The sequence below is a fragment of the Pseudonocardia endophytica genome (assembly GCF_004339565.1).
GTDB lineage: Bacteria > Actinomycetota > Actinomycetes > Mycobacteriales > Pseudonocardiaceae > Pseudonocardia > Pseudonocardia endophytica.
Window position 1 is genome coordinate 3402447 of sequence record NZ_SMFZ01000002.1, and the last position, 19655, is coordinate 3422101.

At 74.0% G+C, this 19655-nt stretch carries 18 protein-coding genes; 10 read left to right on the forward strand and 8 right to left on the reverse strand.

Annotation, left to right across the window (positions count from 1 at the left end; all coding sequences use genetic code 11):
- Positions 1 to 12: 12 nt before the first annotated feature.
- The 6 genes from EV378_RS34470 to EV378_RS34495 form a co-directional block, all read right to left on the reverse strand.
- Positions 13 to 1446, reverse strand: a complete 1434-nt coding sequence (locus tag EV378_RS34470) for a M1 family aminopeptidase (protein WP_132432150.1) — start codon at positions 1444 to 1446, stop codon at positions 13 to 15.
- A 141-nt stretch (positions 1447 to 1587) separates the two neighbouring features.
- Positions 1588 to 2298, reverse strand: a complete 711-nt coding sequence (locus tag EV378_RS34475; RefSeq protein ID WP_243653907.1) for an FAD-binding oxidoreductase — start codon at positions 2296 to 2298, stop codon at positions 1588 to 1590.
- Positions 2299 to 2309: 11 nt separating this feature from the next.
- Complete coding sequence (locus tag EV378_RS34480; protein ID WP_132432154.1) at positions 2310 to 2915, reverse strand: sulfite oxidase-like oxidoreductase; 606 nt, start codon at positions 2913 to 2915, stop codon at positions 2310 to 2312.
- Positions 2916 to 2922: 7 nt separating this feature from the next.
- Positions 2923 to 4434, reverse strand: a complete 1512-nt coding sequence (locus tag EV378_RS34485; protein ID WP_341540462.1) for an acyl-CoA synthetase — start codon at positions 4432 to 4434, stop codon at positions 2923 to 2925.
- A gap of 3 nt (positions 4435 to 4437) precedes the next feature.
- Positions 4438 to 5265 carry a p-hydroxycinnamoyl CoA hydratase/lyase gene (locus EV378_RS34490; protein ID WP_132432156.1) on the reverse strand — a complete coding sequence of 276 codons (828 nt, stop codon included), beginning with the start codon at positions 5263 to 5265 and terminating at the stop codon, positions 4438 to 4440.
- A 58-nt stretch (positions 5266 to 5323) separates the two neighbouring features.
- A complete protein-coding gene (locus EV378_RS34495; RefSeq protein WP_424511266.1) occupies positions 5324 to 5770 on the reverse strand; it encodes a MarR family winged helix-turn-helix transcriptional regulator in 447 nt (148 codons plus the stop codon).
- A 17-nt stretch (positions 5771 to 5787) separates the two neighbouring features.
- On the opposite strand from EV378_RS34495, the gene EV378_RS34500 reads away from it, so the two are divergent.
- The 9 genes from EV378_RS34500 to meaB all read left to right on the forward strand — a co-directional run bounded on the left by EV378_RS34500 (position 5788) and on the right by meaB (position 15971).
- Complete coding sequence (locus EV378_RS34500) at positions 5788 to 7062, forward strand: LLM class flavin-dependent oxidoreductase (protein ID WP_132432160.1); 1275 nt, start codon at positions 5788 to 5790, stop codon at positions 7060 to 7062.
- 270 nt (positions 7063 to 7332) lie between these two features.
- On the forward strand, positions 7333 to 7659 hold the full coding sequence (locus tag EV378_RS34505) for a hypothetical protein (protein WP_132432162.1): 327 nt from the start codon (positions 7333 to 7335) through the stop codon (positions 7657 to 7659).
- Positions 7659 to 8591 (forward strand): FAD:protein FMN transferase, encoded by a 933-nt coding sequence (locus EV378_RS34510; protein WP_132432164.1) that lies wholly within the window; start codon positions 7659 to 7661, stop codon positions 8589 to 8591. The genes EV378_RS34505 and EV378_RS34510 overlap by 1 nt, the downstream gene beginning before the upstream one ends.
- On the forward strand, positions 8588 to 9274 hold the full coding sequence (locus EV378_RS34515) for a ferric reductase-like transmembrane domain-containing protein (RefSeq protein WP_132432166.1): 687 nt from the start codon (positions 8588 to 8590) through the stop codon (positions 9272 to 9274). The genes EV378_RS34510 and EV378_RS34515 overlap by 4 nt, the downstream gene beginning before the upstream one ends.
- Entirely contained in the window at positions 9271 to 10533 is a 1263-nt protein-coding gene (locus EV378_RS34520; RefSeq protein ID WP_132432168.1) for an NADH-ubiquinone oxidoreductase-F iron-sulfur binding region domain-containing protein, read from the forward strand. The genes EV378_RS34515 and EV378_RS34520 overlap by 4 nt, the downstream gene beginning before the upstream one ends.
- Positions 10530 to 10796, forward strand: coding sequence for a ferredoxin (locus EV378_RS34525; protein WP_132432170.1), 267 nt, complete (start codon positions 10530 to 10532; stop codon positions 10794 to 10796). Before EV378_RS34520 ends, EV378_RS34525 begins: the two co-directional genes overlap by 4 nt.
- Before the next feature lie 80 nt (positions 10797 to 10876).
- Positions 10877 to 12745: a methylmalonyl-CoA mutase family protein gene (locus EV378_RS34530; protein WP_132432172.1), complete on the forward strand. Its 1869-nt coding sequence runs from the start codon at positions 10877 to 10879 to the stop codon at positions 12743 to 12745.
- 26 nt (positions 12746 to 12771) lie between these two features.
- Positions 12772 to 14955, forward strand: coding sequence for a methylmalonyl-CoA mutase (gene scpA, locus EV378_RS34535; protein ID WP_243653991.1), 2184 nt, complete (start codon positions 12772 to 12774; stop codon positions 14953 to 14955).
- Positions 14955 to 15971, forward strand: a complete 1017-nt coding sequence (meaB, locus tag EV378_RS34540) for a methylmalonyl Co-A mutase-associated GTPase MeaB (RefSeq protein WP_132432176.1) — start codon at positions 14955 to 14957, stop codon at positions 15969 to 15971. The genes scpA and meaB overlap by 1 nt, the downstream gene beginning before the upstream one ends.
- A 41-nt stretch (positions 15972 to 16012) precedes the next feature.
- Here meaB and EV378_RS34545 read toward each other — a convergent pair whose 3' ends face one another.
- On the reverse strand, positions 16013 to 17350 hold the full coding sequence (locus tag EV378_RS34545) for an MFS transporter (RefSeq protein WP_243653908.1): 1338 nt from the start codon (positions 17348 to 17350) through the stop codon (positions 16013 to 16015).
- A 427-nt stretch (positions 17351 to 17777) separates the two neighbouring features.
- Here EV378_RS34545 and EV378_RS34550 point away from each other — a divergent pair, with 427 nt between their 5' ends.
- The gene (locus EV378_RS34550) at positions 17778 to 18896 is read left to right on the forward strand and encodes a YihY/virulence factor BrkB family protein (protein WP_132432180.1); all 1119 of its coding nucleotides are present in this window, start codon (positions 17778 to 17780) and stop codon (positions 18894 to 18896) included.
- Between the two features lie 3 nt (positions 18897 to 18899).
- Here the strand turns inward: EV378_RS34550 and EV378_RS34555 are convergent, their stop codons facing one another.
- Positions 18900 to 19637: an HpcH/HpaI aldolase family protein gene (locus EV378_RS34555; RefSeq protein WP_132432182.1), complete on the reverse strand. Its 738-nt coding sequence runs from the start codon at positions 19635 to 19637 to the stop codon at positions 18900 to 18902.
- Between the last annotated feature and the right edge of the window lie 18 nt (positions 19638 to 19655).

Sequence of the window (19655 nt, forward strand, 5' to 3'; positions counted from 1 at the left end):
CGAGGGCCAGAACTATGAGGTACGGAACGCGCCGCGCTCGTGGAGCACGTCGAGTACCTGCGGGAGGTCCCGGAACGCGGCTTCGACGTCGGACGGGTGCGCCACGCGGTGCGCGTTCGCCCCGATGTAGGCGCGCAGGGCGGCGTCGAAGCGCTCCGGGCCGACCCGGTCGCGCCCCTCCAGCAGAGCGGCGGCGCCCTGCTCGTAGACACCGACCGAGTACGCGCTGAACCCGCCGCGTGCGTCCCAGAACGCCATCGGCGCGCCGATCGGTCCGACCACGTCCGGGTCGCCCGGCGCGCGGAGCCGGTACGTGTCCCGCTCGCCGGCGACGGTGGCCTCGGCGAAGGTCGCGAACGACTCGTCGAGCCACGGGTCGCGGGACTGGTCGTTCCCGACGAGCGAGTAGAACCACTGATGGGACAGCTCGTGTGCGACGAGTGATGGCCGGGTGACCCGGCCGACGTCGCCGAACTGGACGTGCGTCGGGAACTCGATGCCGCTGACCTGCCCGGACGCGACCGTGACCCACAGGTCCGGGTAGGGGTACGGGCCGAGCAGCCTCTCCAGTGCCGCGAGCTGCCGGGTGGTCTCGTCGGCCCACTCCTGTCCGGAGCCGATCGAACCGGCCCTCGGGACCGCGACGTGCACCCGCGTCCCGCCGGCCGTCGCCTCGGTGAGCGCGAAGTCCCCGGCCGCCACCGCGACGTCCCGGACGGACTCTGCCGTGTACGTGTGCGTCGTGCGACCCGGCGCCGGCGACGACGTGCCGGTCTCCGTCCCGGTGCCGGTGACGGCCTGGTCGGTCCCGGCCGTGACGCGCAGCGCGGCCAGCCGGAACTCCTCGGAGACGGCCGACTCGCCGCCCATCCGGACGGCCGGGTCGCGCTCCCAGCCCTCGCCGCGGACCCACGCGAGCAGCGGCATCGGCGTGCCGAGCCATGCGGTGTCCGTGTCGGTGGCGTGCCCGACGCGCTCGTCGGCGTCGCCGCGGCCGATCGCCAGCGTGAACCGCAGGTCGGCGCGGATCGGCGTCCCGGCCCGGGCGCACGCCGCCAGCGGCAGCGTGACGAGCGTGCCCGGCGCCCCGGGCGGCGCGCCCGCCGCGTCGACACGCGGCGCGACCGGGTTCCCGTCGACCGACGCACCGGTGACCGTGGACGACGTGCCGCCGACGACCGTGCTGGGCCGGTTCGCCCACACGCGGAACACGAGCTCGCAGACCGGCTGGTCCGGTGTGACGGTCACCGTCTCGGTGCCGGTCGCGGTCGCCAGGTCCGGCGCGATGTCCAGTGACGCGTCGACGACCGGCCGCTGCGACCACTCGCCGGGCGCGTCGGCCGCCTGCCCGGCGGCCGTCGTCGGGGCGACGACCGCTGCGCTGCAGCCCGTCAGCGCCAGCGCGGCGACGCCGACGAGGGCGCCACGGACCCGCGTGCCGATCATCCCCGCACGGTATCGCTCCGTCGTGCAGTGTCCCGTGCGCGGTGCGTGACGGCCGTGACCAGCGACGATCGCGGGCCGGCGCTCAGGACAGCGTGCGCACCAGGAACTCGACCCGGCGGTACCGGACGGATCTGTCGAGGGTCAGCCGCCGGTGGGCCCGAACTGCTCGATCCGGATCGCGGTGTCCGGCACCCCGGCCGCGGCCAGCAGGTCCGTCGCAGCGCCGGCGAACGCGGCCGACCCGCACACGTACGCGGTCTCGCCGCCGCGCACGAGCGGCGCGACGTCGGCCAGGGTCAGCCGTCCCGGAGGGCGCGGCGCGTCGAGCGGCGCGCGCCGGGTGTGCACGACGGTCACCTCCGGCCCGTCCAGCCCGGCGTACAGGTCGTCCGGCGTGCGCACCGAGACCAGCATCCGGACCAGGTCGGGGCGTCCGCGGTCGCGCGCGTAGCGCAGCATCGCGGCCAGCGGGACCTGCCCGGACCCGCCTGCGACCAGCAGCGCCGGGACGTCGCCCGTCCACGCGAACCAGCCGCCGACCGGGCCCCGCACCTCCAGCACGTCGCCGGGGACGACGACGTCGTGCAGGAACTCCGAGACCTCGCCGTCGTCGAGCCGCTCCACGGTCAGCTCGATCTCGTCCGAGCCGTCCGGCGCCGACGCCACCGAGTACGACCGCTGCGCCGTGTACCCGTCCTGAGCGGTCAGGCGCAGCACGTAGTACTGGCCGGGGAGGTGGTCGGAGACGCGCTCGAGACGCAGTCGGAACGTCTTCACGCGCGGCGCCTCGTCGCGGATCCCGACGACGGTCGCCGCCTGCCAGCGCAGCGTGCGCCGGGCGGTGGTGTCCATCCCGCCCGCCATCAGTCGCCCTGGAAGCGCTGCTCGCGCCACGGATCGCCGCGGTCGTGGTAGCCGTTGCGCTCCCAGAAGCCCGGCTCGTCGTCGGACAGCAGTCGCAGCCCGGACACCCACTTCGCGCTCTTCCAGAAGTACAGGTGTGGCACGAGCAGCCGGGCCGGACCGCCGTGCTCGCGGGTCAGGGGCCTGCCCTGTGCCTCGAACACGACCCACGCCCGCCCTCCGGTGACGTCGGCCAGCGGCAGGTTCGTCGTGTAGCCGGAGTGCGAGTGCGCGACGACGAAACGTGCCTCCGGCAGCGGACCGGCGGCCTCGAGCAACGTGTCGACCGGGACGCCGTCGAACCGCATGCCGAACTTCGACCACGTCGTGACGCAGTGGATGTCGCCGTCCCACCGGTCGCGGGGCAGCGCGCGGATCTCGTCCCACGTCCACTCGACCTCGCGCCGGACCAGGCCCTCGACGCGGAACGTCCAGCGGTCCGTGTCGAGGTGCGGGGCGCGCTCGGCGGTCAGCACCGGCCACTGGTCGCCGACGTCGTACTGGCCGGGTGGGAGGCGGACGTCCCGGCGGCGCCTGCCGACGAAGCCGCGGGTCACAGGGGGCATGCATGCCTCAAGTGCCCGGGTCGCCGCTCTGTTCCCCTCGGCCGCCGTGCGTCGCGGCGATCTCGTTCTTGCGCAGCTTCCCGGACGGCGTGCGGGGCAGGTGGTCGGCGAACACGACCGAGCGCGGCACCTTGTAGCCGGCCAGCCGCCCGCGCAGGAACGCGACCAGCTCGTCCGGGTCGATCCGCGCCCGGGCCGCAGGCACGACGACGACACGCCCGACCTCGCCCCATCGCTCGTCGGCGACACCGACGACGGCGCAGTCGGCCACGCCGGGGAAGTCGTGCACGGCGCTCTCCACCTCGGCCGGGTAGACGTTCTCGCCGCCGGAGACGTACATGTCCTTGAGCCGGTCGACGATCCGGACGTAGCCGTCGTCGTCCACGCATGCGACGTCACCGGAGCGGAACCAGCCGCCCTCCTCGATCGCCTCGGTGGTGGCGTCCGGGCGTCCCCAGTAGCCGTCCATCAGGTGCGGGGCGCGGACCAGCACCTCGCCGCGTTCCCCCGGCCGGGCGTCGGCGCCGTCCGGGGTCCGGACGCGGACGTCGGTGAAGAAGTGCGGCACACCGGCCGACCCGGCCTTCCGCGTCGCGTGCTCGGCGTCCAGCAGCAGCACCCCCGGTGAGGCCTCGGTCATGCCGTAGCCCTGCAGGAACACCAGCCCACGGTCCTGCCATGTCCGGATCGTCGCGACCGGGACGGGCGCCCCGCCGCACAGCAGCGTGCGCAACGACGACAGGTCGGCGGCGTCGAACTCCGGCAGCGCGGCGACGGCGTCGTAGGTGGCCGGGACGCCGAACATCAGCGTGATCCGCTCGTCGGTGACGCGGCGGAGCACGGTCGCCGCGTCGAACGACGGCTGGAGCGCGACGTGGCCGCCGCGCAGCAGCACCGGCAGCGTCACCATCCCGAGCGCCGCGGAGTGGAACAGCGGCGTGTAGACGAGTGCGCGCTCGTCGGCCCGGACGTCGACGTCGAGCAGGACGTCCAGCGCGTTCCAGGTCAGGTTGCCGTGGGTGAGCACGGCGCCCTTGGGCGCGCCGGTGGTACCCGAGGTGTAGAGGATGACCGCCGGGTCCGCGTGTGTGATCGGGAGACCGGGCGGCCCGGCGTCGACGCCGTCGTCGAGATCGTCGACGGTCACGGTGCCGGTCTCCAGGCCGCCGGCATCCTGTCCGGGGGCGACGACGAGCAGCGTCGCGCCGCTGTCGTCGAGCTGATGACGCAGTTCGGGCACGGTGAGACGGGTGTTGAGCGGCACGAACACCGCACCCGCCGCGGCCGTCGCGAACAGCGCCTCCAGGAACGACGGGTGGTTCGGCCCGAGATAGGCGACCCGGTCGCCGGGCCGGATCCCGCGGCGGGCCAGGCCGTGCGCGACGCGGTCGCACCGGCGGGCGGCCTCGGCGTAGGTCACCGGAGGCTCACCGGCGCCGGACCACGCCGGCCGGTCCGCGCGGGTGCGGGCACGGCGGTGCAGCCACGAGCCGAGCCCCTCGTCGCGCAGCGTGAGCACGGCTCAGCCCCGCTCGTAGGCGCCCAGCCCGGGGCGCAGCGTCCTGTCGTCCAGGAACTGGCCGAGCCCCTGTTGCTTGCCCTGTTCCGGGTCGTGGCCGGTGGCGGCGTCGAGCTTCGCGTAGAGGTAGTCCTCCGCGGTGTCCCACGACATCTGCCGGACCTTCTTCACCCCGACCTTCGCCGCGCGCAGCACGTGCGTGTTCATCCCGGCCAGCTTCCGCGCGACCTCGGTGGTGCGCTCGCGCAGCCGGGAGGTCGGTACCGCCTCGTTGACCAGCCGCATCTCGGAGGCGCGGCGGCCGTCGAACGTCTCGCCGGTCATCACGAACCAGAGCGCGTCGCGCGACGGGAGCGTCTCCGCCAGCGCCCGCGAGACCAGCCCGCCGGGCGGGATGCCCCAGTTCACCTCGGACAGGCCGAACGTGGCGTCCTCGTCGGCGATCGCGAGGTCGCAGCACACGAGCGGGGTGAACGCTCCGCCGAAGCACCACCCGTTGACCATCGCGATCGTCGGCTTCGGGAAGTGGATCAGCCTGCGCCACTGCCACTCCGCGGACTCCCGCCGGGCGCGGACCTCGACGTGCGGCGGGGCGTCGTCGACCTCCCGGAAGTACTCCTTGAGGTCCATCCCGGCCGACCAGGCGTCGCCGTCGCCGGTGAGGACCACGCAGCGGACGGCGTCGTCGGCCTCCAGGAGATCCAGCGCCTCGATCATCTCGCGGTTGAGCGTCGGGCTCATCGCGTTGCGCTTCTCCGGGCGGGCGAAGTACAGCCAGCCGATGCCGTCCGGGTCGACGTCGATGCGGACGGTCGTGAACTCGCCGGGCACGGGGCACCTCCGATATCAGGGTCCCTGATAATGAGGGACGTCGCGACGGGATCGCAAGTCAGCCGCGGGCCATCGGTTCGACGGCCGCGAGCGCCCGGCCGAGCGCGTCCCGGACCCCGTCCCGCTCGTCCGGTCCCAGCGCGGTGTCGACGCGCCCCTCCAGGTCGGCGACCACGTCGGCGCACTCCCGCATCCGGTTCCGGCCCGCCCCGGTCAGGCGGATCCGGAGCAGGCGGCGGTTCGACGGGTCCGGCTCGCGCGCGACCAGCCCGGCGCGTTCCAGCGCGATCACCTGCTCGTGCATGGTCTGCGGCGTCACGAACGAGCGCCGGGCCAGTTGGGCCGAGGTGAGACCGTCGGCCCCGGCGTCGTCGCGCTGGGCGAGCGCCGTCAGTGCCGTGTACTGCGGCGCCGTCAGGCCGTGCGGGCGCAGGACGTCGTCGAGCACCTTGCGGATCGCCAGCTCGAGGCGCTTGACGAGGTACAGCGTCGACGGTTCGGGCACCAGGGGAGGGTAGGGCCGTGCGCATCGGGATGTTCCTGCTGGCCGCCGGGTGGCCGGGCCGCGACCACGGCGCGACGCTGCGCGCGGCCGTCGATGCCGCCGTCGCCGCTGAGGAGGCGGGGTTCGACGACGTGTGGGTCGCCGAGCACCACTTCACGACCTACGGCCTGTGCCCGTCGGCGGTGACGCTCGCCGGCTACCTGCTCGGCGCCACCCGTCGCATCACCGTCGGGACGGCGGTGAGCGTGCTGCCGACGGCGCATCCGGTCGCTCTGGCCGAGCAGGCGCTCCTGCTGGACCAGGTGTCCGGCGGGCGGTTCCGGCTCGGTCTCGGGCGGGGCGGGCCGTGGGTGGATCTCGAGGTGTTCGGCACGGGCGCCGACCGCTGGTCCGACGGCGGGTACACCGAGGCCCTGGACGCCCTGCTGTCCACGTTGGACGGCCCGACGGTGTCCGCGGACGGGCCACACTTCCGGTTCCGCCCGGTCCCGGTGACGCCCGCGCCGCGACCCGGGGCGCCACGCGGTGGGGTGGCGCCGATCCTGGCGGCGACGTCCGGGTCCGGGATCTCCGCCGCCGCCGGCCGTGGGCTCCCGATGCTGCTGGGCATGCACGCCGACGACGCGGAGAAGGCCCGGTTCGTCGAGCAGTACGACGAGCTGGTCGCCGACCCGGGCCGGCACCGTGGCCCATCGTCCGGCCGCGCCGGTCACGGCGGCCCGCCACTCGACCGGGCCGGGGCCGATCTCCGGCCGGCCCGGGCCGGGGCCGACCTCCGGCCGGCGGCCCGGGAGGTGGGCCGCTCGGTCCGGTCCGGTGGTGTCCACCCCGACTCCGGACGGGTCGGTGCCGATCGCCCGTCGACCGCCCGCCGGGGAGACCGCGGGGAAGACCGCGGGCAGGTCGTGCCCCGGCACGTCTCGGCCGGGATCGCGCACGTCGAGGACTCGACGGCCCGGGCCCGAGCCGTCGTGCGGGAGGCGCTCCCACGCTGGCTGGAGCCGGGCCTGGCCGGCTACGTCCGGTTCGACGGCGCCCCACGCACCCCGCGGGACGCGCACGAGTACACGGACCTGCTCTGCGACCTGCACCCCGTCGGCGACGCGAACCACGCCGTCGCCCGCCTCGTGGCGAGTGCCGAGGCGACCGGCGTCGACCACGTCGTGCTGCTGACCGACTGCACGGGCGACCCGGCCCGAACCCGCGAGAACGTCGCCCGCCTCGGCGCCGACGTGCTCCCGCGCTTGCCCGGCCGCACCGCGGCGGGTCTTGGGCACGCAGCCGACCCGTGATCGGCCACTTCGGAGGGAGACGGCCGCCGGTGGCCGCTCCGCTCCGGACCCGCCGATCATCGGCCGGCTGCGGCACCCCGCCGACCATGATCAGCGACTTCGGAGGATGGCGGCCGCTGGTGGCCGTTCCGCTCCGGACCCGCCGATCTGTGGTGGCCGGCAGTCCCGGACGGCGTGCCGGGGGACCCACGGTCCGGCCATACCGGCGCCACAGCCGACGCACAGGGTCCACGGCCAACCTCGGGTGCATCCCCGAGGCAGGAGGCCACCGTGTCCGACCATCACCCACCGCCCGTCGATCCCAGGACGGTCCGGGAGACCGGACGCCGTCGGAGCCGGATGGTCACGGCAGGGCTCGCGGCCGCGGCGGTCGTCGGGACCGGGACGGTGGCCGTCGTGGCGGCCGTCGGGAACGCCGACGGCGCGTCCGCCGCGACGTCGTCGGCCGGCACCTCGTCGGCCTCGGGCAGCGTGAGCAGCGGGACGAACGACGACAGCAGCACGAGCAGTAGCGACCAGCAGTCCTGGACCCCGTCCGGCGCGACCGTGAGCCAGGGCTCCGACGGCGCCGGCGTCGCGACCTCCGGCGGTTCGTGATGACGCTCCTCGAGACGCTGCCGCCGGTCCCCGGCAGCACCCAATGGCCACTGTGGAGCACCACGGCGCGGATCGTCGTCGCCGACGCGGGGGAGCTGGACCGCGCCCGACTGATCGTCGACGAGCACACCCGCGCCGTCGAACGCGCGTGCAGCCGGTTCACCGACTCCGAGGTCACCCGCCTCCCGGACGACGGACGGCCGGTCCGGGTGAGCGCCCTGCTCGGGAACCTCGTCACCGAGGCGCTGCGGGCCGCGGAGCGGACCGGCGGCGACGTCGACCCCACGCTCGGGCGCCCGCTGTCCGCGCTCGGCTACGACCGCGACTTCACGCTCGTTCCGCGCGTCGCCGGCCGGCTGACCGGCCCGCCGCCGGAGCCGGTGCCGGGATGGCGACGGATCCGCGTCGAGCCGGACGGCCCGGACGCCGCGTGGCTGACCGTCCCGCCCGGTGTCCTGCTGGACCTCGGGGCCACCGCGAAGGCCTGGTGCGCGGACCGCTGCGCCGCCGACGTCGCCGGGATCTGCGGCACCGGTGTGCTCGTCGCGCTGGGTGGTGACGTCGCGACCGCGGGCCGCAGCGCCGGCGGCGGCTGGGACGTGCTCGTCCAGGACGGTCCGGATGCCCCCGGAACGACGGTGCGGATCGCCGACGGGGACGCCGTCGCCACGTCGTCGACGACGAGCCGCCGGTGGACCCGCGGTCGCCAGGTCCTGCACCACGTGCTCGACCCGCGCCGCGGAACTCCCGCCGATCCGGTGTGGGACACAGTGACCGTCGCCGCCCGGACGTGTGTGGAGGCGAACACGCTCAGCACCGCCGCGATCGTCCGCGGTCTGGAAGCGGTGCCGTGGCTGCGCGAGCTGGGCGTGCCGGCGCGGCTGGTGAGCCGGTCCGGGCGAATCGTCACGGCCGGGAGCTGGCCGGCATGACCGACGCGCTCTGGTACCTCGGTCGCGGGTCCGGCGTCGTGTCGCTGGTGCTGCTGACAGTGGTTGTCGTGCTCGGGATCGCCGGACGGTCCGGGCGCAGCATCGCCGGCCTGCCGCGGTTCGCCGTCGCCGCCGTGCACCGCGCGGCGAGCCTGCTCTCGGTCGTGTTCCTGGCGATACACGTGCTGACCCTCCTGTTCGACCCGTACGCGCAGCTCGACGTCCTGGCCCTCGTCGTGCCGTTCACGGCAGAGGCCCAGCCGTTCTGGTACGGCCTGGGGGCGGTCGCGTTCGACCTGGTCGCGGCGCTCGTTGTGACGAGCCTGCTGCGGCACCGGATCCCGCCCGGGATCTGGAAGCGGCTCCATCTGACGGCCTACCTGGCCTGGCCGGTCGCGCTCGCACACGGCCTCGGCTCGGGCACCGACGCCGGCTCGGCCTGGATGCCGGTCCTGACCGGCCTGTGTGTCGCGGCCGTCGCCGGCGCGGTCGCGTGGCGGTTCTCCCCGCGCTTCGCCGAGTCGGGCTCGGTCGCCGAGCGCCGCGCCGGCGCCCTGCCACCCGACCTCGCAGGATCAGGACCGACCCCGCAGGCCGCGCATGTCCTGCGCGGTCGGGAGAACCCCTGCGACGTCGGGCCCGGCGCCCGGCGCACGACCACCGCGGAAAGGGCAGCCCGATGACCGCCACGCTCGATCCCGTCGCGACCGGCGGACTGCTCGCGGCCGGGGCTCCGGACCTCGCGGGCCACCGGCGCCGGCACGGCCCGCTCGGTCCCCTGCGCCCGGACGTACTCCGTACCGAGCTCCGACGGTCCGGGCTCACCGGCCGTGGAGGCGCGGGATTCCCGTTGTGGCGCAAGCTCGACGCGCTCGCGGCCCGGCCGGGCGGCGTGGTCGTCGCGAACGCGGCGGAGGGCGAGCCGGCCAGTGCCAAGGACCGCACGCTGCTGCACGCGGCCCCGCACCTCGTGCTGGACGGCCTCCAGATCGCGGCCGCCGCGGCGCGGGCGACCAGCGCCGTCGTCTACGTGACGGCGGAGGCCGTCGACCTCGTCCGTGCCGCCGGAGCGGCCCGGTTCCACGACGACCCGGTCCCGGTGCGCGTCGTCGACGCTCCGGACGGGTTCCTCTCCGGCGAGGAGACGGCCGCCGTGAACGCCATCGACGGACGACCGGGCCTGCCCGGCGACAAGGCCCGGCGGGTCGTCGAGGTCGGCGTCGGTGGGCGACCGACGGCCGTGGCGAACATCGAGACGCTCGCGCACGCCGCACTCGTCGGCCGGTACGGCGCGGACGCGTTCCGTGCTGCCGGTACGCCGGACGAGCCGGGAACGATGCTGGTCACGGCCACCGTCGAGGGACGGCAGCTGGTACGGGAGGTCCCACTCGGCGTGCCGCTGCCGGTCGCGCTGGGTGCCGACGTCACCGGACCGGTGCTGGTCGGCGGCTTCCACGGAGCCTGGCTCGCCGGTCCCGAGGCGGCCGGTGCCCGGCTGTCCCGCGCCGGGCTCGCCCCGTACGGCGCGACCCCGGGTGCCGGCGTGCTGATCGCACTCGCCCCCGGCGCCTGCGGCCTCGCCGAGACGGCGCACATCGTCGGATACCTGTCGGGGGCGTCCGCGCGGCAGTGCGGCCCGTGCCGCAACGGCCTGCCCGTGATGGCCGCGACGCTGCACCGCCTGGCCGCGGGGGAGCGGGACGCGAGCCTGCCCGGGGAGGTCCGCCGCCTGGGCGCGTTGGTGACCGGGCGCGGCGCCTGCCACCACCCGGACGGCACCGCACGCCTGGCCGCGTCGGCGCTGCGGGTGTTCGCCGACGACGTCGAGGCCCATCTGTCGGGCCACTGCCGCGCCGGAGGTGGGCGGCGACCAGGCGGCGCTCGGGAGCGCGACGACGGAGCGCCATCGGAGGCACCCACGAGCATCGGAGGCACCCCGTGAGCACCGACCGACTCCACGTCGACTGGACGCGCTGCGACGGTCGCGGGCTGTGCACCGAGCTCCTCCCCGAGCTCCTCGACCGCGACGAGTGGGGCTACCCGGTCGTCCGCGACCCGCACGTCCCGCGTGCCCTGCGGCGGGACGCGCGCGACGCCGTACGCGCCTGCCCGCTACGGGCCCTGCGACTGGTGACGGCGTCGGATCCGTCACAGCCGGTGCGCGTCGCGCCACACAGTCCTGCCGGTTCCCGGGCCGCTCACTAGACTCCCCGGCACCTTCCGGACGCGGTCGTCCCCGCCGTCCGGCGTGTCGGTGCGGCCGTCCGGGCCGGTGAGGAGTGGTGATGGCAGCGACCCGGTCCGACGACGGTCCCGACGTCCCCGACGAGGGGCCCGTCGAGCCCGACGAGCTGGTACTGGCCGGTGAGTTCGACGCCCCCACCCGCGACGCCTGGCTGGACGCCGTGGACGTGATCGTCCAGAAGAGCGGCCGCATCCGCGAGGACGCGCTGCTCGGTGCCGGCTACACGAAGCTGTCCCGCACCAGCCCGGACGGCATCACCGTCGCGCCGCTGTACGCCGCCGAGGACGTCGAGGGGCTTCCGGAGGCGGGCGTCCCGGGTTCGTGGCCGTTCACCAGGGGATCGCACGCCGCCGGGAACGTGCCGGACGGCTGGGACACGCGCCAGCGCCACGTCGGCGTCGACCCGGAGGCGGTGCTCGCTGACCTGGAGGGCGGCGTCACCTCGATCTGGCTGACCGGTGTCTCCGCCGCGGACCTGCCCAAGGCACTGGACGGCGTCGACCTGAGCCTGGCGCCGGTCGTGGTCGAGGGCGGGCCGGACGTCGCCGAGGCGTACCTGGAACTCGGCGCCTCCCACGGCGCGGACCTCCTCGGCACGCTCGGCCTGGATCCGATCGGCGACCGCGCCCGCACCGGCGACGGCCAGGACGTCGCCTCGGTCACCGCGCTGGCGACGCGTGCGTCCGAGAACCACCCGCAGGTCAGGGCCATCGTCGTGGACGCAACGCCGATCCGCGAGGCCGGTGGCTCCGACGCCCAGCAGCTCGGCTTCTCGCTGTCCGCCGGCGTCGCCTACCTGCGCGCTCTCGTCGACGCCGGACTGGACGTCGCGACGGCCGCGAACCAGCTGGAGTTCCGCTACGCCGCGACCCCTGAGCAGTTCCCGACGATCGCGACGCTGCGCGCCGGACGCCGGCTCTGGGCCCGTGTGCTGGAGGCGTCCGGCGAGACCGGAGTGCCGCAGATCCAGCACGCCGTCGTGTCCGACGCGCTGTTCACCCGGCGCGACCCGTGGGTGAACATGTTGCGCGGCACGGTCGCCGGGTTCGCCGCGGGCGTCGGTGGCGCGGACGCCGTCACGGTCCCGCCGTTCGACACCGCGCTCGGCAGGCCACAGGCGTTCTCCCGGCGGATCGCGCGCAACACGCAGCGGCTGCTCGTCGAGGAGTCGCACCTGGGCCGCGTGATCGACCCGGCGGGCGGGTCCTGGTACGTCGAGCACCTCACCGACGACCTCGCCACGGCCGCATGGGCCTACTTCCAGCAGCTGGAGGGCGAGGGCGGCGCCGTCGCCGCGCTGGACTCCGGGCTCGTCGCGCGCACGGTCGGCGAGGTGCGGGCCGGGCGGGAGCAGGCCGTCGCGACCCGCAAGGCGCCGCTGACCGGCGTCAGCGAGTTCCCGGACCTCGACGAGCAGCCGGTCGAGCGCGAGCCGATGGAGACCGTCGAACGCGGCGGGCTGCCGCTGTACCGGCCGGCCGAGGCGTACGAGACCTACCGGGACCGCTCGGACGCGATCCTCGCCGACTCCGGCGCCAGGCCGTCGGCGTTCCTGGCCACGCTCGGCCCGCTCGCCACCTACACCGCGCGCGCCGGGTTCACCCGCAACCTGCTGCAGGCGGGCGGGATCGCCGCACCGGAGGCGGGCCCGACCGAGTCCGCCGACGACGTCGTCGCGGCGTTCCGGAAGGAGAGCACGCCGGTCGCGGTGCTCTGTTCCTCGGACAAGGTCTACGACGAGCGCGCCGCCGAGACCGCCTCGGTGCTGCGGGAGGCGGGCGCGCAGCGGATCCTGCTGGCGGGCCGCCCACCCGAGGACGTACCGGGCGTGGACGGCTACCTCTACGCCGGCTGCGACGCGCTGGCCGTCATCGACGACGTGTACTCGGCCCTGGAGGCGGACAAGTGACCATTCCCGACTTCACCGGTGTCGACCTGACCTCGAGCACGACGCCGTCCCGCGACTGGACCCCCGACCCGGCCCCGACGCCGTGGGAGGCGCCGGAGGGCATCGACGTCAAGCCGCTCTACACCGCGGCGGACACGGCCGAGCTGGACTTCCTGCACACCTACCCGGGCATCACCCCGTACCTGCGCGGCCCGTACGCCACCATGTACGCGAGCCAGCCGTGGACGGTGCGCCAGTACGCCGGGTTCTCGACGGCGGCCGAGTCGAACGCGTTCTACCGGCGCAACCTCGCGGCCGGCCAGAAGGGCCTCTCGATCGCGTTCGACCTGGCCACGCACCGCGGCTACGACTCCGACCACCCGCGCGTCGGCGGCGACGTCGGCATGGCGGGCGTCGCGATCGACTCCATGCTGGACATGCGCCAGCTGTTCGACGGCATCCCGCTGGACAGGATGTCCGTGTCGATGACCATGAACGGCGCCGTGCTGCCGGTGCTCGCGCTCTACATCGTCGCGGCCGAGGAGCAGGGGGTGACGCCGGACAAGCTCACGGGGACGATCCAGAACGACATCCTCAAGGAGTTCATGGTCCGCAACACCTACATCTACCCGCCGCAGCCGTCGATGCAGATCATCTCGGACATCTTCAGCTTCACCAGCCGGGAGATGCCGAAGTTCAACTCGATCTCCATCTCCGGGTACCACATCCAGGAGGCGGGGGCGACCAACGACCTGGAGCTCGCCTACACGCTCGCCGACGGCGTCGAGTACCTGCGGGCCGGAGTCGACGCCGGCCTGGGCATCGACAGGTTCGCGCCGCGGCTGAGCTTCTTCTGGGCGATCGGCATGAACTTCTTCATGGAGGTCGCCAAGATGCGGGCCGCGCGCCTGCTCTGGTCGAAGCTGGTCAACAGGTTCGAGCCGCAGAGCCCGAAGTCGCTGTCGCTGCGGACGCACTCACAGACGTCCGGCTGGTCGCTGACCGCGCAGGACGTCTACAACAACGTCGTCCGCACCTGCGTCGAGGCGATGGCCGCCACCCAGGGCCACACGCAGAGCCTGCACACCAACGCGCTCGACGAGGCGCTCGCCCTGCCGACCGACTTCTCCGCCCGGATCGCCCGCAACACCCAGCTGCTGCTGCAGCAGGAGTCCGGCACCACGAACGTCGTCGACCCGTGGGGCGGCAGCCACTACGTCGAGCGGCTGACCTACGACCTCGCCCGCCGCGCATGGGCGCACATCGAGGAGGTCGAGAACGCGGGCGGCATGGCCCAGGCGATCGACGCCGGCATCCCGAAGATGCGCGTCGAGGAGGCCGCGGCCCGCACCCAGGCACGGATCGACTCCGGCCGCCAGCCGGTGATCGGCGTGAACAAGTACCGGGTCGAGGCCGACGAGGAGCTCGACGTCCGCAAGGTCGACAACTCCCAGGTGCGCCGCGAGCAGATCGAGAAGCTGCAGCGGCTGCGCGCCGAGCGCGACGACCGCGCCGTCGACGAGTCGCTGCGCGCCCTGACCGGTGCCGCCGAGAAGATCGCCGAGGGCGCGTCCCGCGACGACGACGGCAACCTGCTCAAGCTCGCCGTCGACGCGGCCCGCAACAGCGCCAGCGTCGGCGAGATCTCCGACGCACTGGAGAAGGTGTTCGGGCGCCACGCCGGTCAGATCCGCATCATCTCCGGTGTGTACTCCGAGGAGGCCGGGAAGAACCCGGCGATCGACCGCGCCCGCGAGCTCGTCTCCGAGTTCGCCGAGCACGAGGGCCGCCAGCCCCGGATCCTGGTCGCGAAGATGGGCCAGGACGGGCACGACCGCGGCCAGAAGGTGATCTCGACGGCGTTCGCGGACATCGGCTTCGACGTCGACGTGGGCCCGCTGTTCCAGACGCCGTCCGAGGTCGCACGCCAGGCCGTCGAGTCCGACGTGCACGTGATCGGCGCCAGCTCGCTGGCCGCAGGGCACCTCACGCTGGTCCCGGAGCTGCGCAGCGAGCTCGCCGAGCTCGGCCGCGAGGACATCATGGTCGTGGTCGGCGGCGTGATCCCGCCGAAGGACGTGCCGGAGCTGCTGGAAATGGGCGCCGCGGCCGTGTTCGGGCCGGGTACGGTGATCGCCGAGGCGGCCGTCGACCTGCTGGAGAAGCTGGCGGCGGAGCTCGGTCACGGCGATGCCGGTCAGCCGGAGGCCGGGAGCGTGTACGCCGACTGATGGCCGCCCGCACCCCGGACGTCGCCGCCCTCGCGAAGGGGGTCCTCGACGGCAACCGCACCACGCTCGCCCGCGCGATCACGCTGATCGAGTCCAGCCGGTCCGACCACCAGCGCGCCGCCCAGGAACTCCTGCTGGAGGTCACGCCGAAGGCCGAGAGGAGCGCGGGCGGAACGACCGTCGGCGCCGGCCAGGCCGTCCGGATCGGCATCTCCGGCGTGCCCGGCGTCGGGAAGTCGACGTTCATCGAGGCGATGGGCGGGCGGCTGACCGAGAACGGGCACAAGGTCGCCGTGCTGGCCGTGGACCCGTCGTCGACGCGCACGAAGGGGTCGATCCTCGGGGACAAGACGCGGATGGCGACGCTGTCCAACGACCCGAACGCGTTCATCCGGCCCTCGCCGACGGCCGGCACGCTCGGCGGCGTCGCCCGGCGCACCCGCGAGACGATGGTGCTGATGGAGGCCGCGGGCTACGACGTCGTGCTCGTCGAGACCGTGGGCGTCGGCCAGTCCGAGATCGCGGTCGCCGGGATGGTCGACACGTTCCTGTTCCTGACGATCGCGCGCACCGGCGACTCGTTGCAGGGCATCAAGAAGGGCATCCTCGAACTCGCCGACGTCGTCGCCGTCAACAAGGCCGACGGACCGCACGAGCGTGACGCGAGGGCGGCGGCCCGCGAGCTGGCCGGCGCGCTGCACATGATGGCCCCGGCCAGCGACAACTGGCGCCCTCCTGTGCTGTCCTGCTCCGCGCAGACCGGCATGGGCCTGGACGCGGTGTGGGAGAAGGTCCTCGCCCACCGCGAGGCGCTGGAGAAGGCGGGCGAGCTGGCCACCCGGCGCGCCGACCAGCAGATCGACTGGATGTGGTCGATGGTCCGCGACCGGATGATGGACCGCCTGCTCACCGACCCCGGCCTCAAGGAGCGCCTGCCCGAGCTCACCCGGGAGGTGCGCACCGGAGACCTGACACCGACGCTGGCGGCGCAGACCATCCTCGACGTCCTCGGCTGACCCGGGCCCGCCCCCGTGGGGGACGGACCCGGGCCGCCGCGTCAGGCGCTGCTCGAGACCGGCTCGCCCCGGAGCTCCTGGTCGGCCGTCTCGCCGAGGACCAGGCCACAGATCAGGCTGATGACGGCGATGCCCGCCAGCATGATCCCGACCGCGAAGCCGCCGTAGGACGCGAGCAGTCCGGTGGCGATCAGTGGCGGGATGCCACCGCCGAGCACGCCGGCGATGTTGTAGGCCAGCCCCGCGCCGGTGTAGCGGTACCGCGTCGCGAACAGCTCGGGCAGGTAGGCACCAGCGGGGCCGTAGGCGATCGCGAAGATCACCAGCGTGACGGCCAGCCCGATCGCGAACCCGACGGTCCCCGAGCCGAGGACCGGGAACACGAGCAGCGCCCACGGGATCGCGAGACCGTTGGCGACCATGATCATCCGTCTGCGGCCGTACCGGTCGGACAGGATCCCGGCGAGGACCGTCATGCCGGCGAAGAACACGGCGGCGACCATGCCGAGCGACAGGACGGTGATCCGGTCCAGCCCGGCGCCGTTCGGTGGCTTCGCCGTGCCGAACGTCGTGAAGAACGTCGTCCCCATGTAGAAGAACGCGAAGAACAGGGTCGCCATCCCCGCGCCGAGCAGGATCTCCCGCTTCTGGTCGCGGACGGCACCGGCGAACGGCAGCCCGGTGGGCGGCGCCGACGAGTCCTGCTCCTGCTGGCGCCGGAACACCGGCGTCTCCTCGATCCTCAGGCGCACGTACAGCCCGATGCCGACGAGCAGGATCGACGCGATGAACGGGACGCGCCATCCGTAGTTGAGGAATGCCTCGTCGTCGAAGCCGATCAGCAGGCCGCTGAGCACGAACGTGCCGCTGGACAGGAAGAACGCGATGGCCGGACCCAGCTGCGGGAAGATCGCGTACAGCCCGCGCTTGCCCGGTGGGGCGTACTCGGCGGCCAGCAGCGTCGCGCCGGCCCACTCGCCGCCGACGGCGAAGCCCTGCAGGAAGCGCAGGATCACGAGGATGACGGGTGCGGCCACGCCGAGCGTCGCCGCACCGGGCAGCAGGCCGATCAGCACGGTCGCGATGCCCATCAGCAGCAGCGTCGAGATCAGCGTGCGCTTGCGGCCGATCCGGTCGCCGTAGTGCCCGAACAGGATCGACCCGACGGGCCGGGCGAAGAACGCGACGGCGAACGTCGCGAACGACGCGACCGTGCCCGCCGCGGTGCCCAACGCCGGGAAGAACACCTTCGGGAACACCAGTGCCGCAGCGGTGCCGTAGATGAAGAAGTCGTAGAACTCGATGGTCGTGCCCGCGCAGCTCGCGACGGCGACCCGTCGTCGCAGCCCTGCCGGGGACATCTCCTGTGCCTGGCTCATGGATTCCCCCTCCATGGTTGTCGGACGGCGTCGTCCGGCTGGACGTGATGTAGCACACGTCGCTGACAATTCCTACAAAAGCGACGCAGCTGGTGCGACGAGCGCGGTGCCGGGGGAGCCTGCCGCCCGACCAGCGGTCGATCGGCGGTCACCCCCGGGGGTAGCCCTGGTACCGCGCCGCGGACGCGTTCGGCACCGGACTCGGTGGCCCAGCCGCCCGCGAGCGGGCGGTGGGCGACGGTCGGACGCGGCGAGATGCGGCTCGGCGGGCCGACGATGATCGTCGCGGCCCGGAGAACCGCATCTCGGCGGGGATCGCCCGACGATCGCGGCAACAGAGCGCCACGATCGAGCAGAACCGCCGGTCACCGCGGACACGCCGCGGACAGCGCAGGACAGAGCGGGCGATCCGCCGCATCCTGGACCGATGAGCGACGTATCCGAGGGCGCCCCGACCGTGGCGGAGCCCTCCGGTGCGCGGGCGGGCGCGACCGTGAAGCGCACGCTCGTGCGCGCCTGGGACGACAACATCTTCTCCGAGTCGGCGGCGGCCGCGTTCTGGCAGACGCTGTCGCTGCCGCCGCTGCTGCTCGGTCTGCTCGGCAGCCTCGGCTACGTCGGGTCCTGGTTCGCGCCGAACACGCTGGATCTCGTGCGCGACGAGATCCTGCACGTCGCGGACGGCGTGTTCAGTGGGGACGCGGTGCACGAGGTGATCGCGCCGACCGTCGACTCGATCCTCACGACCGGCCGCAGCGAGCTGGTCAGCCTCGGGTTCGTGATCTCGCTGTGGTCCGGGTCGTCGGCGATGTCGTCGTTCGTGGACGCGATCACCCGCGCGCACGACCAGTACGGCGTGCGGAACCCGATCTGGCAGCGGACGCTCGCGCTGCTGCTCTACGTCGTCGGGCTCGTCGTCGGGATCGTGGCGCTGCCGCTGCTCGCTCTCGGACCGGACCGGATCACCCGGCTGCTGCCGGGTGCGTGGCAGGACGATGTCACGTCGCTGATCGGCTGGATGTACTACCCGGTGCTCGGCGTCGGGCTCGTACTGGCGCTGACCACGCTCTACCGGCTCGCCCTCCCGGCGAAGCCGCCGTGGCGGCGCGGGCTGCCGGGTGCGCTGCTGGCCGCCGTCGTGTTCCTGGTCGGCGTGACCGGGCTGCGGGTCTACCTGAGCGCGATCACGACGACCGGCTACACGTACGGCGCCCTGGCCGCGCCGATCGCGTTCCTGCTGGCCGCCTTCTTCATCGGGTTCGCGGTCGTGATCGGAGCGCACCTGAACGCGTCGATCCAGCACTTCCACCCGATGCCGCTCAAGGACCGGCGCGGGGTGGTGGAGCAGCCTCCGCCGCGGGAGACCGGGACGGTGCGGCTGCCGTCCGACGAGCCCGTGCCGGGAGGAACGGCCGCGCAGGACGCACCACCTGGCACGACGGCGCCGGCTCCCGAGCCGCCGGCCACGTCGCCGCAGGATGCGCCGTCCGGCGGTGCGACGCGGAGGCTGCCCGCGACCCCGTCGCCGCGCCCGACCGGGTCCTGAGTCTCAGCCGAGCCCGCCCGGGCGGCTGCGGGCGAGCGCCTCGGTCGCCGCCGCGCGCAGCAGGGCGTGCTCGGCGGACAGCCCGAAGAAGGTGAACCCCAGCGACCGGTAGCGGTGCAGGTTCTCCGGCCCCGCACACCAGATGCCGGCCGGCACCCCGGCCGCCCGGCACGCGTCGGTGATCCGGGACAGCAGCGCGTCGTACTCCGGGTCGCCGTGCTGGGCGGCCAGCTCCATGCCGTGCGCCAGCGCCAGGTCGGACGGCCCGACGAAGATCGCGTCCAGCCCGTCGACGACCAGGATCTCCTCCAGCGCCTCGACGGCCTCGCGGGTCTCCACCATCACGACGCACCGCCCCGGCGCCGCCGTGTCGCGGCCGTGCCAGCCCAGCCGCGTCGGCCCGTAGCTGCGACGACCGCGGGGCGGGTAGTGGCAGGCGGCCACGGCCGCGGAGGCCTCGGCGGCCGAGTTCACCAGCGGGACGATCACGCCGTCGGCGCCACGGTCCAGCGCCGCGGCGACGGGCTCGTCACCGTGCCCCGGAACCCGGACCAGCGCACGGGTACCGGTGGCGGACAACGCCTGCAGCATGCCGAGCAGCGCGTCCTCGCCGATCAGCCCGTGCTGGGCGTCGATCACCACCATGTCGAAGCCGACGGACCCGACCACCTCGGCCGTCGCGGGGGAGGGGAGCTGGAGCCAGCCGCCGACGAGGTCCGAGTCGAAGCGTAGTTCGTCCATACCCCGGCACTGTGCCTC